This is a genomic window from Burkholderia mycopellens (assembly GCF_964265025.1).
Classification (GTDB): Bacteria; Pseudomonadota; Gammaproteobacteria; order Burkholderiales; family Burkholderiaceae; genus Burkholderia.
The window spans coordinates 197,306-212,682 of record NZ_OZ183802.1 but is presented as its reverse complement, the minus strand read 5'-3'; the positions used below and the strand labels follow the sequence as shown (position 1 = coordinate 212,682).

General features: G+C 67.3%; 14 protein-coding genes. 9 read left to right on the top strand and 5 right to left on the bottom strand.

Annotated elements, in window-relative coordinates:
* Window positions 1-12: 12 nt before the first annotated feature.
* Window positions 13-615: a DNA-3-methyladenine glycosylase I gene (locus ACPTTC_RS00960; RefSeq protein ID WP_175958282.1), complete on the top strand. Its 603-nt coding sequence runs from the start codon at window positions 13-15 to the stop codon at window positions 613-615.
* A gap of 121 nt (window positions 616-736) precedes the next feature.
* Here the strand turns inward: ACPTTC_RS00960 and rpsU are convergent, their stop codons facing one another.
* The gene (gene rpsU, locus ACPTTC_RS00955; RefSeq protein WP_006401410.1) at window positions 737-949 is read right to left on the bottom strand and encodes a 30S ribosomal protein S21; all 213 of its coding nucleotides are present in this window, start codon (window positions 947-949) and stop codon (window positions 737-739) included.
* A 520-nt stretch (window positions 950-1,469) separates the two neighbouring features.
* Between rpsU and ACPTTC_RS00950 the strand changes: the two genes are divergently transcribed.
* The 5 genes from ACPTTC_RS00950 (at window position 1,470) to vioA (ending at window position 8,376) form a co-directional block, all read left to right on the top strand.
* Window positions 1,470-2,627 (top strand): flagellin, encoded by a 1,158-nt coding sequence (locus tag ACPTTC_RS00950; protein WP_423391314.1) that lies wholly within the window; start codon window positions 1,470-1,472, stop codon window positions 2,625-2,627.
* Window positions 2,628-2,759: 132 nt separating this feature from the next.
* Window positions 2,760-4,262, top strand: coding sequence for a flagellar filament capping protein FliD (fliD, locus tag ACPTTC_RS00945; protein ID WP_423391313.1), 1,503 nt, complete (start codon window positions 2,760-2,762; stop codon window positions 4,260-4,262).
* 25 nt (window positions 4,263-4,287) lie between these two features.
* Entirely contained in the window at window positions 4,288-4,587 is a 300-nt protein-coding gene (locus ACPTTC_RS00940) for a flagellar protein FliT (RefSeq protein WP_423391312.1), read from the top strand.
* A 259-nt stretch (window positions 4,588-4,846) separates the two neighbouring features.
* Window positions 4,847-7,204 carry a tetratricopeptide repeat protein gene (locus ACPTTC_RS00935; RefSeq protein WP_423391311.1) on the top strand — a complete coding sequence of 786 codons (2,358 nt, stop codon included), beginning with the start codon at window positions 4,847-4,849 and terminating at the stop codon, window positions 7,202-7,204.
* Window positions 7,205-7,233: 29 nt separating this feature from the next.
* The gene (vioA, locus tag ACPTTC_RS00930; protein ID WP_423391310.1) at window positions 7,234-8,376 is read left to right on the top strand and encodes a dTDP-4-amino-4,6-dideoxy-D-glucose aminotransferase VioA; all 1,143 of its coding nucleotides are present in this window, start codon (window positions 7,234-7,236) and stop codon (window positions 8,374-8,376) included.
* Between the two features lie 10 nt (window positions 8,377-8,386).
* Here the strand turns inward: vioA and ACPTTC_RS00925 are convergent, their stop codons facing one another.
* From ACPTTC_RS00925 to ACPTTC_RS00910, 4 genes are all read right to left on the bottom strand, one after another.
* Complete coding sequence (locus tag ACPTTC_RS00925; RefSeq protein WP_226199330.1) at window positions 8,387-9,049, bottom strand: acetyltransferase; 663 nt, start codon at window positions 9,047-9,049, stop codon at window positions 8,387-8,389.
* A 99-nt stretch (window positions 9,050-9,148) separates the two neighbouring features.
* A complete protein-coding gene (locus ACPTTC_RS00920; protein ID WP_423391309.1) occupies window positions 9,149-11,089 on the bottom strand; it encodes a tetratricopeptide repeat protein in 1,941 nt (646 codons plus the stop codon).
* 27 nt (window positions 11,090-11,116) lie between these two features.
* Window positions 11,117-11,860: an acetyltransferase gene (locus tag ACPTTC_RS00915; protein ID WP_423391308.1), complete on the bottom strand. Its 744-nt coding sequence runs from the start codon at window positions 11,858-11,860 to the stop codon at window positions 11,117-11,119.
* 432 nt (window positions 11,861-12,292) lie between these two features.
* Complete coding sequence (locus ACPTTC_RS00910) at window positions 12,293-13,948, bottom strand: TIGR04222 domain-containing membrane protein (RefSeq protein ID WP_423391307.1); 1,656 nt, start codon at window positions 13,946-13,948, stop codon at window positions 12,293-12,295.
* A 592-nt stretch (window positions 13,949-14,540) separates the two neighbouring features.
* On the opposite strand from ACPTTC_RS00910, the gene ACPTTC_RS00905 reads away from it, so the two are divergent.
* From ACPTTC_RS00905 to ACPTTC_RS00895, 3 genes are read left to right on the top strand one after another with little or no spacing between them, the layout of a single operon-like run.
* Entirely contained in the window at window positions 14,541-14,747 is a 207-nt protein-coding gene (locus tag ACPTTC_RS00905) for a tail protein X (protein ID WP_174916720.1), read from the top strand.
* Between the two features lie 16 nt (window positions 14,748-14,763).
* Window positions 14,764-15,108, top strand: a complete 345-nt coding sequence (locus tag ACPTTC_RS00900) for a putative holin (protein WP_069246837.1) — start codon at window positions 14,764-14,766, stop codon at window positions 15,106-15,108.
* 1 nt (window position 15,109) lies between these two features.
* Window positions 15,110-15,376: a phage holin family protein gene (locus ACPTTC_RS00895; protein WP_107311242.1), complete on the top strand. Its 267-nt coding sequence runs from the start codon at window positions 15,110-15,112 to the stop codon at window positions 15,374-15,376.
* The last annotated feature ends 1 nt before the right edge of the window (window position 15,377 follow it).

The following is a 15,377-nucleotide window of genomic DNA, read 5'->3' as shown; positions in this document are numbered from 1 at the left end:
ACGAGGCGGACGATGTCGCAGCGGTGCAACTGGGTGAAGACGGAAGCGGATGCTCACTATCACGATACCGAGTGGGGCGTGCCCTCGCACGACGATCGCCACCTGTTCGAAATGCTGATCCTGGAAGGCGCGCAGGCCGGGTTGTCGTGGTCGACGATCCTGAACAAGCGTGCGGGCTATCGCGAGGCCTTTGCGGATTTCGACGTCGATGCCGTCGCGCGCTTCACGCCGAAGCGCATCGAGAAGCTGCTGGAGAATCCTGGCATCGTGCGCAACCGCGCGAAGGTCGAGTCGGCGGTCACCAATGCGCGCGCCGTGCAGCGCATCCGCGAAGAGCACGGTTCGCTCGCCGCGTTCCTGTGGTCGTTCGTCGGCGATACGCCCGTCCAGAACGCATGGCAGTCGTACCGCGACGCGCCCGCGTCGACCGAGCAGTCCGACGCGCTCAGCAAGGCGTTGAAGGCTTACGGCTGCAAGTTCGTCGGCTCGACGATCTGCTATGCGCTGATGCAGGCCACCGGGATGGTCAACGATCACGAGGTCGGCTGCCCGTGCCACGCGCAATGCGCGGCGCTCGGCGGCAAGCAGCCCGCACGCCGGCGCAAGGCGGGCTGACGGCGCGCAAGCGCGCCGGAACCGCAGCGGCCCCGGGATTTTCCCGGTCCCAAAGGCAAAACGGCGGAGCGGCTTCTTTCGAAGCACGCTCCGCCGTTTCGCGGCGAACCGTAAGACGCTCTTAGTGGAGCTTCTTCGGCAGCATCTGGCTGCGCAGGCGCTTGTGCAGGCGCTTGACGGCTGCTGCCTTCTTGCGCTTGCGGACTGCGGTCGGCTTTTCGTAGGACTGGCGTTCGCGCAGCTCAGCGATCAGGCCATTTTTTTCGATAGCACGGCGAAAGCGGCGAATCGCCACTTCGAACGGCTCGTTTTCTTTCAGAAGAATCGTCGTCATGTCGTTCCTAAATTGCTTAAACGGTCAAAAACGTAGCGGCCAAGCGCCACGCACCGGCCATCCGAGCGTCTCCACAAACAGGCGAAACGAGCGGAAATACGGCCTCGGAGGCCGGAAAAGAGAGGCGGAAAGCACCGCGAGTACGCTTCACAGCCGCGTGCAGCGCCGCGTTTGACTGCCAGCAGACGTGCCGAAAACGGCAGAGGCTTGACAGAAATCTCAATTCAGCCCGCCATCATAGCAGGGAATCACAGACAAAACCACCCTTTTGTCGATCGTGTGTGCACAGGCGAACGACTGCGTGGTCGGGCCGCTCTCCGGCCCCATCCATCCGGCGTCACGCCGGCGCCCATCCGAAATGACAAAGAAGGATAAAAAATCGGGCCGAATCTCAACCCACCCCTCAAGTTTTGTTTTGGTGCGCCGAAATCCTGCTCTGAGGCGGCCAGCAATGAACGAGTGCTTCCGCCGACGCCAAAACGGCTTTTCAGGGCTTTCGGCTTAAACAGGAGAATTTTCCATGCTCGGAATTAACAGCAACATCAACTCGCTGGTTGCACAGCAGAACCTCAACGGCTCGCAAAACGCCCTGTCGCAGGCAATCACGCGCCTGTCGTCGGGCAAGCGCATCAACAGCGCGGCAGACGATGCAGCAGGCCTCGCGATCTCGACCCGGATGCAGACCCAGATCAACGGTCTGAACCAGGGCGTGTCGAACGCGAACGACGGCGTGTCGATGATTCAAACGGCATCGAGCGCACTGTCGTCGCTGACGAACAGCCTGCAGCGTATCCGCCAGCTGGCCGTTCAGGCGTCGACGGGCACGATGTCCACGACCGACCAGGCAGCACTGCAACAGGAAGTTGCGCAACAGATCCAGGAAGTGAACCGTATCGCGTCGCAAACGACGTACAACGGCACGAACATCCTGAACGGCAACGCAGGCATCGTGTCGTTCCAGGTCGGCGCGAACGTCGGCCAGACGATCTCGCTGGACCTGAGCCAAAGCATGTCGGCTGCACAGATCGGTGGCGGCGTCGTTCAGACGGGCCAGACGGTCGGCACGGTCACGGGCCTGAGCCTCGACTCCACCGGCAAGTACACGTCGTCGGGCGCGGCAATCACGGCAGTCAACGTGACGTCGGACGGCAAGGGCGGCTTCACGTTCACCGACCAGAACGGCACGGCAATCACGGGCGCAACGGCATCGGCGATCTTCACGACGTCGGCAGGCACGGCTTCCAACGGCCAGGCCGTCACGCAGATCACGATCAGCGCGAGCGCAACCAGCTCCAGCATGTCGGCAGCATCGCTCACCGCGATCTCGAACGCCGTCGCGCAGATCAACGCCGTCAACAAGCCGGCAACCGTGTCGGGCCTCGACATCAGCACGGTCAGCGGTGCAAACGTCGCGATGGTGTCGATCGACAACGCGCTGCAAACGGTGAACAACCTGCAAGCACAGCTGGGCGCGGCGCAAAACCGCTTCACGGCTATCGCTACGTCGCAGCAGGCAGAATCGACCGACCTGTCGTCGGCACAGTCGCAGATCACCGACGCGAACTTCGCGCAGGAAACGGCGAACATGTCGAAGAACCAGGTGCTGCAACAAGCTGGCATCTCGGTGCTCGCACAGGCAAACTCGCTGCCGCAGCAGGTCCTGAAGCTCCTGCAGTAATCGAGTAGCAACCCACGGCCGGGCCTCGCGTAACGCGCGGCCCGGCCGCAAGCGCTTGGCGCGCGGGGCCCCGTCCCGCCGCCAGGTCTTCACCCCGCATCTCACGGATCACCCGCCGCACGGAGCACTACGATGTCGACGATCAATCCCGCCGTCACCGCCGCCAACAGCTCGGCCAACAGCGCGCTGCAGCAGGCCGCCCAATCGATCATCAGCGGTTCGACCGGCAACTCGTCGATGGACGTCAACTCGCTCGTGACGGCACTCGTCAATGCGAAGACCGCCGGTCAGGCCGCCGCGCTCACCGCGCAGCAGACCAGCGACAACACCCAGATTTCCGCGTACGGCGCCCTTTCGGCGGCGCTGAGCGCACTTCAGGCCGGCGTCACGACGCTGTCGAACGGCTCGCTGCAGAACACCTTCACCGCGACCTTGAGCGGTACCGGCATTACCGCGACCGCCGGCGCGGGCGCCGTCGCCGGCAGCTATTCGATCAACACCACGCAGATCGCGACGTCGCAGTCGCTGTCGTCGGCCGCGTTCGGTGCGTCGACGGCGCTCGGCACCGGCACGATGACGCTGTCGCTCGGCAGCCAGTCGTTCTCGGTCAACGTGGGCAGCACGAACAACACGCTGTCGGGCATCGCCGCCGCGATCAACACCGCGACCGGCAACCCGGGCATCGTCGCATCGGTCGTCAACGGCAGCGACGGCGCCCACCTCGTGCTCAGCTCGACGCCGACCGGCGCGGCGAACACGATCAGCGTCGCGGTCAGCAACGTGACCGGCGACAACGGCCTGTCCAGCCTCGGCGTCACGTCGACGGCCAGCACGACGGGCGGCCAGTCGAGCTTCACGTCCGCGAACAGCAGCGCCGCGTGGAAGCAGAGCACGGCCGCGCAGGACGCCACGTTCACGATCAACGGCATCGCCGCGACGAGCGCGAGCAACACCGTGACGAGCGCGATCACCGGCGTCACGGTGAACCTGACCTCGGCCGCCGCCGGCTCGACGCAGACGCTGACGATCGCCACCAACACGCAATCGCAGGCGTCCACGATCAACAACTTCGTGACGCTCTACAACACGCTCGTCACGACGATGAACACGCTGTCGAGCTTCTCGTCCGGCGCGGCGTCGCAAGGCCCGCTGCTCGGCGACTCGACGCTGAACACGATCCGCAACGCGCTCGCATCGGTCGTCGCGGGCGGCGTGACCAGCAACGGCTCGACGGTCAACCTCGCGTCGATCGGCGTCACGCTGCAGGCCGACGGCACGCTGCAGGTCGACAACACGGCGCTCAACATCGCGCTGCAGAGCAACCCGACCGGCGTCGCAGCGCTGTTCAACTCGACGAACGGGATCGGCCAGCAACTGACGACCGACATCACGAACTACACGCAGACGGGCGGGATGATCGCCGCCCGCACGACGGCGCTCAACAACGACCTGACGAGCGTCGCCACGCAGCAGACGAACCTGTCGAACTACACCGCGCAGCTGACCAGCCAGTACCAGGCGCAGTTCACCGCGCTCAACACGCTGATGGCGACGATGAACAGCAACTCGCAGTACCTGACGCAGCTGTTCGGCGGCACGAACAGCGCCGGCGCACTGTCGAGCAACAAGAGCTGATCGCCCACCGGACCGGAGAGCCACGATGCAACAGACCGAACTGATCGCCCAGCTCGACGCGCTCACCGACGCGATCGAACATGCGGCCGCGATGGCCGACTGGATCGAGGCGGCGCGCCTCGTCGACGTGCGCGATCCGCTCGTCGCGTCGCTTGCGGCCGACCAGCCGCCGGCCGGCATCGCCGCGATCCGCCGGATGCAGGCCAGCAACGAACGCATCTTCGCCGACGCGCAACGCGCGCAGCAGGAGCTGACCGGCGAATACCAGGCGGCGATGGGCCGCGTGCAGGCGGTCGGCCAGTACCAGAGCGTCGCGAGCCGCTGACGCGCGCCCGGCACCGCGCCACTGACGGCGCCGGCGCACCAACCAGACAACAAGAACTACACGCTGATGTGAGGGCGTGCTCGTTCGCCTCTGCCCGCCTCGTGCGGGCATTTTTTTGGGGCGCCACCAACCGCGCCGCCCTTGCTCCGGCCGACCGTTCAATCGGCCAAACTAACCCGGCTTTTCCCGTCATCTCGCGGCATCGGCGCGGCGGCACGCTACCCATAATGGTATCGACCGACTTTCCGCAGATTTCATCATGCTCTCGTTCGAACTGCCCGCCTCCGCCCCGCTTACGCCCGAACAGCAGCTTGCGCAGGACATCGCGCTCGTCCTGGACAACGCGCTCGAGCGCCAGCGCGCCGGCGCTTTCGACGACGCACGGGCGCTGTACGAAGCGATCCTCGACGCGGTGCCCACGCACGGGGATGCACATTACAACCTCGCAGTCCTGATGGTCGATACGGGCCATCCGGCTGACGCGGTGCCGCATTTCGAAGCCGCCATCGGTTCGAGCCCGGACAACGGCTACTACTGGGTCAGCTACATTCATGCGCTGCATCGCAGCGGGCAGACACCCGCCGCGTGGATCGCCGTCGAAATCGCGCAGAAGCGCGGTGTGCGCGGCCCCGCGCTTGACGGGCTGATCGCACAGATGGCGATGCCCGATACCGTGCTCGCGACGGCCGCCGCGGCCGACACGCCGAACGGCGTCACCGTGGCGATCGTCTCGGAAACTGCCGCCGGCACGACCGCGGCGACGAAACCGGACGACACCGGCAATCCGGTCCGCCGCGCGAGCCCGAACCTCCTGCAAAAGCACGCGGCCTTTTTCGCCAAGGGCAAGTACGCGGAAGCGACCACGCTCGCGCAACGCCTTGCCGCTGACTATCCGGACGACGGCGCATGCTGGCGCGCGCTGTCCGCGTCGTTGCACAAGGACGGCCGCTATGCGGAAATGATCGACGCCGGCTTGCGCGCGGTCGAATTGCTGCCGGATGAAGTGCTCGTGCGCATCCTGCTTGCCGATACGCTGCGGGTGATGAACCGTCTGACGGAGGCCCGCGAACAGTGCGAGCGCCTGCTGGAGCTCCGGCCCGACCATCCGGAAGGGCTGCGGATCCAGGGCCTCGTGCTGTTCGCGCAGCGCCGGACCGCCGAAGCGATCGCGGCCTGCCGGCGCGCGGTCGAGATTGCGCCCGGCGTCGCCGCGCCGAACGCCACGCTCGGGTTCGTGCTGCTCGAACAGGGCGCAACACAGGAAGCGCTGGGCTGGCTGCGGCGCGCGATCGACATCGATCCGACCGACAGCGTGACCCATAGCAGCATGCTGTTCTGCATCGCACACAGCAGCGATTTCGGTCCGCAAGCGCTCGTCGACGAACACCGCAAGTTCGGTCAGCGCTACGACGAACACAAGCGCAAGCGCACGGCCGCGTTCGCGAACCCGCGCAATCCGGCACGCCAGCTACAAGTAGGCTTCGTGTCGGGCGACTTGTTCGGCCACGCGGTCGCATCCTACTTGGTGCCCGTGATCGAGCATCTCGCGTCCGATCCCGGCATTGCGATGCACTTCTATCACAATCACGTCGAGGAAGATCAGACGTCCGAACGCTTCAAGGCCCACGCGGCGACCTGGCGCAACGTCGCCGGCATGAGCGACCACGCGTTCCTCGAGCGTGTGCGCAACGACCGCATCGACATCGTGATCGACCTGTCGGGCCACACCGGCCGCAACCGGCTCGTCGCGCTGGCGCGGAGGGCAGCGCCGGTTCAGGCGTCGTGGATCGGCTACCCCGCCACGACCGGACTTGCCGCGATGGACTACTACCTGACCGACCGCTTCGTCGCACCGTACGGTGCATTCGATGAACAGTTCGTCGAGCAGATGGTGCGGTTGCCCGCGATCGCGCCGTACATGCCGCCGCCGAACTGCCCGCCGGTCAACGTGCTGCCGGCGTTGCACAACGGTTACACGACCTATGGCAGCTTCAACCGCCTGAACAAGCTGAGCCCGCACGTGATCGAGGTCTGGGCGCGCGTGCTGCACGCGGATCCGACCGCCCGCATGGCACTCGGCGCGATCAGCAACGAAGGCGACCAGCAGGCACTGACCGAATGGTTCGCCGCCGCAGGCATCGATGTCGGCCGCCTGTCGTTCCACCCGCGCTCGAACATTCCCGTCTACATGCAGCAGCATCATGGCGTCGATCTCTGCCTCGACACGTTCCCGTACACAGGTTCGACCACGACGCTGAACGGCTTGTGGATGGGCGTGCCGACCGTGACGATCCCCGGCGCGACGCTCGCCGGGCGCGGCAGCGCGGGCTGGCTGCAGCACGTCGGGCTCGACGCGTACATCGCGACGGACGAGGACGACTTCGTCGCGAAGGCGCTGGCGCTCAGCCGCGACACCACCGCGCTGCAGGCGCTTCGCGCCGGCCTGCGCACGCGCTGCGGGGAATCCGCCGCGTTCCGGCCGGCTGTCGTCGCGGCCGGGCTGTCGTCGGCGCTGCGCACGATGTGGACCCGCTGGTGCGCGGGAGAGCCCGCCACCGCATTCGACACGCCGCTGTTCGACGACACGGCGATCGCACAGGCCGCGGCCAAGGCCTGAACCTCACGTCAAGATCGAGAGAAACCATCATGACCGCCAGCCTGCCCGCGTCGTCCGTCGCGCAACTGCCGCACGAACGCATCTTCGTCACGCAGCCGCACCTGCCGCCGCTCGACGAATTCCTGCCGTACCTCGAGAAGATCTGGGAGAGCCGCACGCTGACCAACGGCGGCCCGTTCCACCAGCAGTTCGAGCGCGCGCTGTGCGAGTATCTCGGCGTGCCGCACCTGTCGCTGTTCGCGAACGGCACCCTCGCGCTCGTCACCGCGCTGCAGGCGCTGCGCATCAACGGCGAAGTGATCACGACGCCGTATTCGTTCGTCGCCACCGCGCATTCGCTGCTGTGGAACGGCATCAAGCCGGTATTCGTCGACGTCACGCCCGGCACGCTCAACCTGGACCCGGCGCGTATCGAAGCGGCGATCACGCCGCAGACCACCGCGATCATGCCCGTGCACTGCTACGGCAATCCGTGCGACGTCGACGCGATCCAGAAGATCGCCGACAACTACAATCTGCGCGTGATCTATGACGCCGCGCATGCGTTCGGCGTGCAGAACGCCGGCGGCAGCGTGCTCACCCACGGCGACCTGTCGGTGCTGAGCTTCCACGCGACGAAGGTGTTCAACACGTTCGAAGGCGGCGCGATCATCTGCCCGGACGCGAAGACCAAGCAACGGATCGATCACCTGAAGAACTTCGGTTTCGTCGACGAAGTCACGGTCGTCGCGCCCGGCATCAACGGCAAGATGAGCGAGATCAACGCCGCCTTCGGGATGCTGCAGCTGCAGCACATCGACGGCGCACTCGCGCGCCGCCGCGAAATCGACACGCTGTACCGCTCGCTGCTGAGCGACGTGCGCGGCATCCGCTGCGTGCCGCTCGGCGACCAGACCGTCGCGAACCACGCGTATTTCGCGATCCTCGTCGACGAAGACTATCCGATCGACCGCGATGCGCTGTACCAGAAGCTGCGCAGCTACGACGTGTATGCGCGCCGCTACTTCCATCCGCTGATTTCGGAATTCCCGATGTATCGCGGGCTGCCGTCCGCCAATCGCGACAACCTGCCTGTCGCCTCCGAGGCCGCGCGCAAAGTGCTGTGCCTGCCGATCTACCCGGCGCTCACCGACGACATGGTCCGCCGTATCGTCGAGCTGATCGCGCGCTGACGCGCGCCGTCTACAGGTAACGCTCGCCGGCCGCGCGCGCGCGGACCCGGCGGGCCGGATTGCCGTACGCGACCGTGTACGGCTCGACGTCGTGCAATACGACCGAGCCCGCACCGACGACGCTGTGCTCGCCCACCGCGATCCGGTGCCGCAGCATCGCACCGAGACCGATCGCCGCGCCGTGGCCGATCCGGCAGTTGCCGCCGGTGACGACGCCCGGCGCGAGGCTCGAGAAATCTTCCATCACCCCGTCGTGGTCGAGCGATGCGTTCGTGTTGACGATGCATCCACCGCCGATCGTGCAGCACGGATTGATCACCGCGCCGGCCATCACGACCGTGCCCGCGCCGATCGTCGACGCTTTGCCGACACACGCGGCCGGATGCACCGCCGACACGCACGGCAAGCCGGGCACGAGGGCCGCGAGCTCGGCCGTCACTTTCTCGCGCGCGTGGTTGTCGCCGATCGCAACCAGCAGCCCGGCAATCCCGTGCGCGTCGATCAGATGCGGCAGGTCGCGCTCCGCACCCAGCACCGTGTAGCCGAGCGTCTCCTCGCCACGGGGCCGGAACGAATCGATCAGCCCGGCGATCCGGTACCGACCAGCCTGTTCGACGATGTCGATCACGACCTTGGCGTGACCGGACGAGCCGACGATGACGATGTTTTCCACGCGGGCCTCGGTTGATCTGAAAAGCAGAAGCGGCGTTGCCATTGCCGCATTTCCCGGAGTATGACGTATCGCCATGCGCGTGCGGCACGCGCCGCCACTTCAGACGGCACGCACCGCGTCGCCCATCGTCATGCGACTGACAGCGAAATGCGCGGCGAACGCTCCGCGCAAGCGCTCTGCCAGCTGGATCCAGTTGTCGTCGCGCCCTCTGCGGAACAACCGCACGGTGCCCGGATACCACGGCGAATCGTCGCGGTCGTGCATCCAGCGCCAGTCCACATCCTGATTCGGCAGCAACACCCAGCAAGGCTTGCCGAGCGATGCGGCGAGATGCGCGGTCGACGTATCGACGCACACCACGAGATCGAGTTGCGCGACGATCGCGGCCGTATCCGCGAAATCGTCGATCTCCGAGCCGAGGTGCAGCAACGGCAGGCCACCCGGCGGCTGACGCGCCTCATCCTCGCCCTGCCCCTTCTGCAGGCTCACGAAATTCACGCCCGGCACACTCCATAGCGGCGTCAGCAACGCGAGCGACGGCAGCGAGCGGTGCGCATCGTTGTGATGCTTCGGGTTGCCCTTCCACACGAGGCCGACACGCGGGCCGGCCGGCAACGCATCGAGGCGCGCGCGCCAGCGCGCGACGCGGGCCGGATCGGGCACGAGCCGCACCGGCGGCGGGATCGTGTCGAGCGTCGTACCCGCATGCATCGGCGCACTCAACAGGCTCGTCCAGTAATCGAACTGCGCCGCCTGCGCGATCGCCGTCTCGTGATCGAGCACGGCGTCGACGCCGTCGACCGACTCCATCAGCCGATGCAGCGCGGGCTGGCACGCGAACACCACGCGCGCCGCGTGCCGCGCCCTGAATTCCGCGAAATAGCGGCTGAACTGCAGCATGTCGCCGAGGCCGTCCTCCTGCCAGACGAGCAGCGTCTTGCCAGCGAGCGGCTCGCCTTGCCACTGCGCGCACGGCAACACCTCGCGGGTCCGGCGGTGCACGAAAGCCGATTGCTCGTAGCGCGATTCGTAGCGCCGCCAGCCTTCGTCGAAGCGGCCCAGGCCGAGCAGCAGCGTCGCCAGGCCGAAACGCGCGTCGCCATAGTCGGCGCGCAGTTCGAGCGCGCGGCGGTACGCGTGTTCGGCTTCGTCGTGGCGGCCGGCATGCGCGAACGTCGTGCCGAGGTTGTAGTGCACTTCGGCCATGTCCGGCGCGAGCGACAGCGCCTCGGCGAACGCGGCCATCGCTTCGTCGTGGCGGCCTTGCGCGCGCAGCACGCAGCCGAGATTGTTGCGCGGCTGCGGCTGGCCGGGGCGGCAGCGGATCGCGTCGCGGTAGGCCGCTTCCGCTTCCGGCAGGCGATCGAGATTCTGCAGCGCGACGCCGAGGTTGTAGTGCGCCTCCGGGTGATCCGGGCACAGCGCGAGCGCCTGGCGGCTGGCGGCTTCCGCTTCCGGCAGCCGCTGCATGTCGACGAGGATCGCGCCGAGATTGGCGTGCGCGAGCACGGCGTCGGCGCGCACGGCAATCGCGAGCCGGTAGGCCAGTTCCGCCTCGGCCTGCCGGCCGAGCGCGCGCAGCAGGTTGCCGAGATCGGTCAGCACGTCGGCCGACTGCGGCTCGATCAGCAGCGCCTGCCCGAGCGCCTGTTCGGCTTCGTCGAGCCGGCCGAGCCCTTCGAGCACCTTGCCGAACCGGTGATGGTGCGACGCCCGCAACGGCGTGATGGACGCGAGCTGCCGGCGCAGGAGCGCCTCGGCGTCGGACAGGCGCCCTTGCGACACGAGCAGCGCGCCGAGGCCGTCGTACGGCGGCTCGAACGCCGGCATCGCGTCGATCGCGCGCCGCCACCAGGCTTCCGCGTCGACCAGCCGGTTCAGGCCGAGCGCGCAGACGGCCGCGATGTGCAACGCCACGACGGCCGGTGCCGGCCGGTCGAGCAGCGGCGCGACGAGCGACAGTGCATCGGCGAACTGTCCGTCCTGGCACAGCGTCGCGGCGTGTTGAACCGGTGCGGATGCGTCGAGAGCAGGTGTCATGTCACGCAGCGCGGCACGAACGGACGGTCAGACCGTCGTCGATACGGCAGCCGGTTGGCCGGACTGGCTGACGGCACGATCCTTGGCTTCCTGGAGCGCCGCGAGCATGTCGAGCGCCAGTCCTTCGTCGGCGGTGAGGTCGGCCAGAAATGCTGCGTTGTTCTGCTTGATCCAGTCGAGCGGCATGTCCCACCACGCGAGTTGCAGCAGCCGTTCGCGCACTTTCTCCGTGAAGCGGAAGCGCACCAGACGGGCCGGCGAACCCGCATAGATGCCATACGCCTCGGTACGGAAATTGGGCGGAATGACGGTACGCGCGCCAATCACGCATCCGCTCTCGATCTGGCTGCCGCCAAGAAACATGGCTTCGTCGCCGATCCAGATGTCGTTGTGGATCACGGTATCCGGGTATTGCGGCATCGACACATTGTCGAGGCCGTTACCGTAGATGCTGAACAGGCTCGTGGAAATGGTCCGGATCTCGTGCTGGCCATTCAGCAGGAATCGCAGGCGCATTCCGCCGGCCACGTACTTGCCGATCACGAGTTTCTGAAAATCCTGGTCGTACTTGGCGATCGAGCCCACACCGATCGACGAGCACCGGCCGATATGAAACGTCCCGACCTGCGCTTCCTCATCGACCCAGTTGCGGAAAAAATTGTTCGGAATCGCCGAAAAGGCGCCATCCCGGTAGCCGAGCACGATGAAATGCTTCGACCACGCATGGTCAGGCAGCACGCCAATACAATCGTCGGAGGTCGTAACGTTCATTCGCGGTCGCAAGTGTGCCGGTGCGGCGGCTCGATGCCCGGCCGCTCGATACGGCGGTGGAAAACGTCGCGGCACATCGGCCGCGAGCATGGACGGTGCAGTATAGGAATCCGGCGACGGCAATCGACCCCGGAGAAGAACGGCGTTCTGGCTTCTGTTCCGGCGATGGGGTTGGGGGCCGGTCTCGCGTCCGCTGGCCTGGATGTGCCGGGCGTCGGCGTGGAATTGCCGTCAGGGGCGATGGTTGATGCGCACCTCATCCGTCGCTCGCGCGTTCATGCCCGATTTTTCATCGTGACGCTGAGGCATCAGCAGGATCGTCGCGTCGATCCGGCCGACCGGTTTCGTCAGCAGCGCTCCGACGGCGTGTTGCTACAGTCGCCACCGGTGTCGCGCGGCCGCCCTCACGCCCCATCGCCGCCCCGCCCGCGCTCAATTACTCGACGAACACCCGCCGCAACTGCTCGAACTGCACGAGCTGGAGCTGCACGAACTTGACGAACTGCAGCTCGACGACGAGCAACTGCTGTCCGACGCATCGATCGAACCGCCGATGCCCGCTTTGGCGGCGGCGAGCGTCGATATCCGCGACGCGGTCTGCACGGTTTGCGAATACACCGACCATGCGGTGCCGGCCAGCGCGGCCGTGCCGAACAGCGCGGCAGTCCACAGCAACGGGTCCGGATCGCCGCGTTCGCGAGCCTGGGCATGTTGCGGCGCCTGCGTATCGGTCGTGGGTTGCGGGTTTCGCCCGGCCCGCTGCTCGTGCGAGATCCGGCGCGCGAGCAGCGCGGCCCGCGCGGCAGCCGTCGCGCCGCCCCGCCCGAAGCCGGTCAGCCGCCGCGCGACGATCCGGTACGCGACCGCGAACACCACCATGCAGACGGCGAGCAGCAGCACGGGCCGCCCGCGGCTCAGGCCAACCGCGAGTTTCGCGGCACCGGTGCCCAGCACGAGCAGCACGATTGCACGTGCCGTCATGCGCGACGCGCGCATCTCGCCGGGCGCCCAGAGCCAGCCCTGCGCGCGCATCCCGTCGACGACTTCCCGCGCATACCCGGCGAGCCGCTCGCGAAACACGTCGTAGCGCACGGTGCCGGAAGGCTGTTCCTTGAGCCACGCGCAGTGGTCGTCATGCCGGCCCGCACGATCCGGATCGGCGATCTGCACGTAGCCGCCCTGTCCCGGAACCGTCCACAGGTCGACCGCGCCCGCATGCGCGAGCGACATCGTCACGACTTGTGCGACCCGTGCCTCACCGCCGGTGAGATAGGCCACTTCGTCGGTGCTCAGGTCGTCCGACGCCTTGCGCGTGTGCGCCCCCCAGCGGCGGCGGCGGAACTCGATCGCCTGCAGCGCGACGATCAGCAACAACGCGACCACGCACGCCGGTACGTAGAACGCGAGAAACTGCGGCCCCGCGTAGTTCAGCACGTTGAAGTCCTGCGCCGACGCGCAGGTCGCGGCGACGCTCGCGGCGGCGGCCGGCCATGCGAGTTTCGGCAGCCGGTCGCGCCAGGTCCTGCCGGCAGGCGGGGTGGCAGGCGGGGTGGCCGGCAACGCCGCGCGCGTTACCCCGTTCACGGCCAACGGTTCCGGCGGCGGCGATCCGGTTGCGTCGCGCAGTCCGGGCGGCGGCGGCCAGATCGACTCGGGCGGCTCGCAGCCGAACCACCGGCGATAGCTGTCCAGGGTCTCGCGATAGCGCTGCGCGTACACGGCAGCTTCATCCGGCGCGCCCGTGCCGGGCATGTGATGCAGCCGCGCACGCAGCACGCCGGCGCAGAAAACGTCCCAGTATTCGAGCGTGTATTGCAGATGGAAATGCCACGCGGCATCGACCGCGACCGATGGCGTGACCGGGTGTCCGGCCGCCTGCGCGAGAAACGCGAAGCGCTTGTATTCGTCGATCACCGCCAGCGCATGCGCATGCGACCAGCCTTCGGCATCGGCCAGGCGCCGGCTGTACGGCAGCGGCACATTCGGATCGTCGGGGGAATAGGCGTGCAGGCGCGCGAGCAGCGCCTGCTGCGCATCGGTCAGCGCGCGGGCATCGACTGCGATCGAGGTAGACGGAATGGCAGTCATCGGGAGTCGGCGTGATGCGCGGACGGCCGCCGCGATCGTCGCTTGGAGTTGTCGTTGCGGGCGATTCTCGCACAACGGCGACGGCGACGGCACGTCCGGTCCGCACCGCCACGCGGCAGGGGCCGCCCCGGCTGGGATCGAACCAGCAACCCCTGCCTTCGGAGTTTTACCTACGTTCGCCCCGCCCTTGCCCGGCAAGGCTCGACACACGTTGCACAGCGCAAAACCAAGGCTGCACAAGGTCAATCAAGGCTGCCCCGGCTCGCGCCAGCTGCAATCCGGCTGCACGGCTCACGCCGCGCCCGCCCATGACGTGCCCATGACGTGCCCATCGAGCGCCCATCGAGCGCCCACCAGGCACCACCACGGACAGCGTAAGGCGCGATGCGCAGCGCGACACGCGCCGCGCTGCGTCTCCACGCAGGCCACGCATGCATGTCGTTGAACGCCGCCCGGCGAAGCTCGACCATGGGAACCAACTTCACTGCCTCACCGCCCGGGACTTCGCCATGGCAAGCAGCACGACCTCGACATGCCTCCACCACGCGCCGGCCGGCGACCGCGGCGCGTTCCCGCATCCGGAGCGCCGGCCATGATCGTGCGCACCCTGCAGGGCGACACCGTCGACGCGCTGTGCTGGCGCCATTACGGCCGCACGGACGGCACCGTCGAAACCGTGCTCGAAGCCAACACCGGGCTCGCCAGCCTCGGTGTCGTGCTGCCGGCAGACACGCCCGTCCATCTGCCACCGCTCGACACCGCCACGCGCGCACGGCCGTTGCTGCAACTGTTTGACTGACCCTGGAATCGCCTGCATGGCCGAACCGAACCTCACCACCGCCGCGATGCTGTCCGCCGCGATCGGCGTCGCCGGGCTCGCGCCCGGCATCGACGGCAACGCGCTGATCGGCGCGTTCACGGGCGCCGCGCTCGTGGTCGTCACCTCGAAGGAGATCGGCGTCGCACGGCGCGCCGCCTACCTGCTGATCTCGCTCGTGATGGGCTATCTCGCCGCACCGGAAATCGTCGGCGCCACCCCGATCCATTCGACGGGCGTCGCCGCGTTCTTCGCGGCCGCGCTCGTCATCGCCGTCACGCTGCAACTCATCGAACGGGTCAAGACGCTGGACCTGCTCGCGCTGTTCCGCAAGGGGGGATGACATGCCGCTCCCGCTCATGCTGATCGCGCTCTGCGCCCACGTCGCCGTGCTCGTGCGCGTGCTCACCTACCGGCGCAACGGCGCGCGGCACCGGCATCGCGCGTCCTGGTTCGCCTGGATCGTCGTCGCGGTCGCCGGCGGCGCATCGATCGAATTGCTGCTGCATGCCGGCTCCGTCGGCTTCTTCGAGGCGGCTACCGCCGTCCTGCTGGCGATGTCCGTCTGCGGCACGCGCGGCAACGTCGCCCGCCTGCTCAGGAGGGAATGAA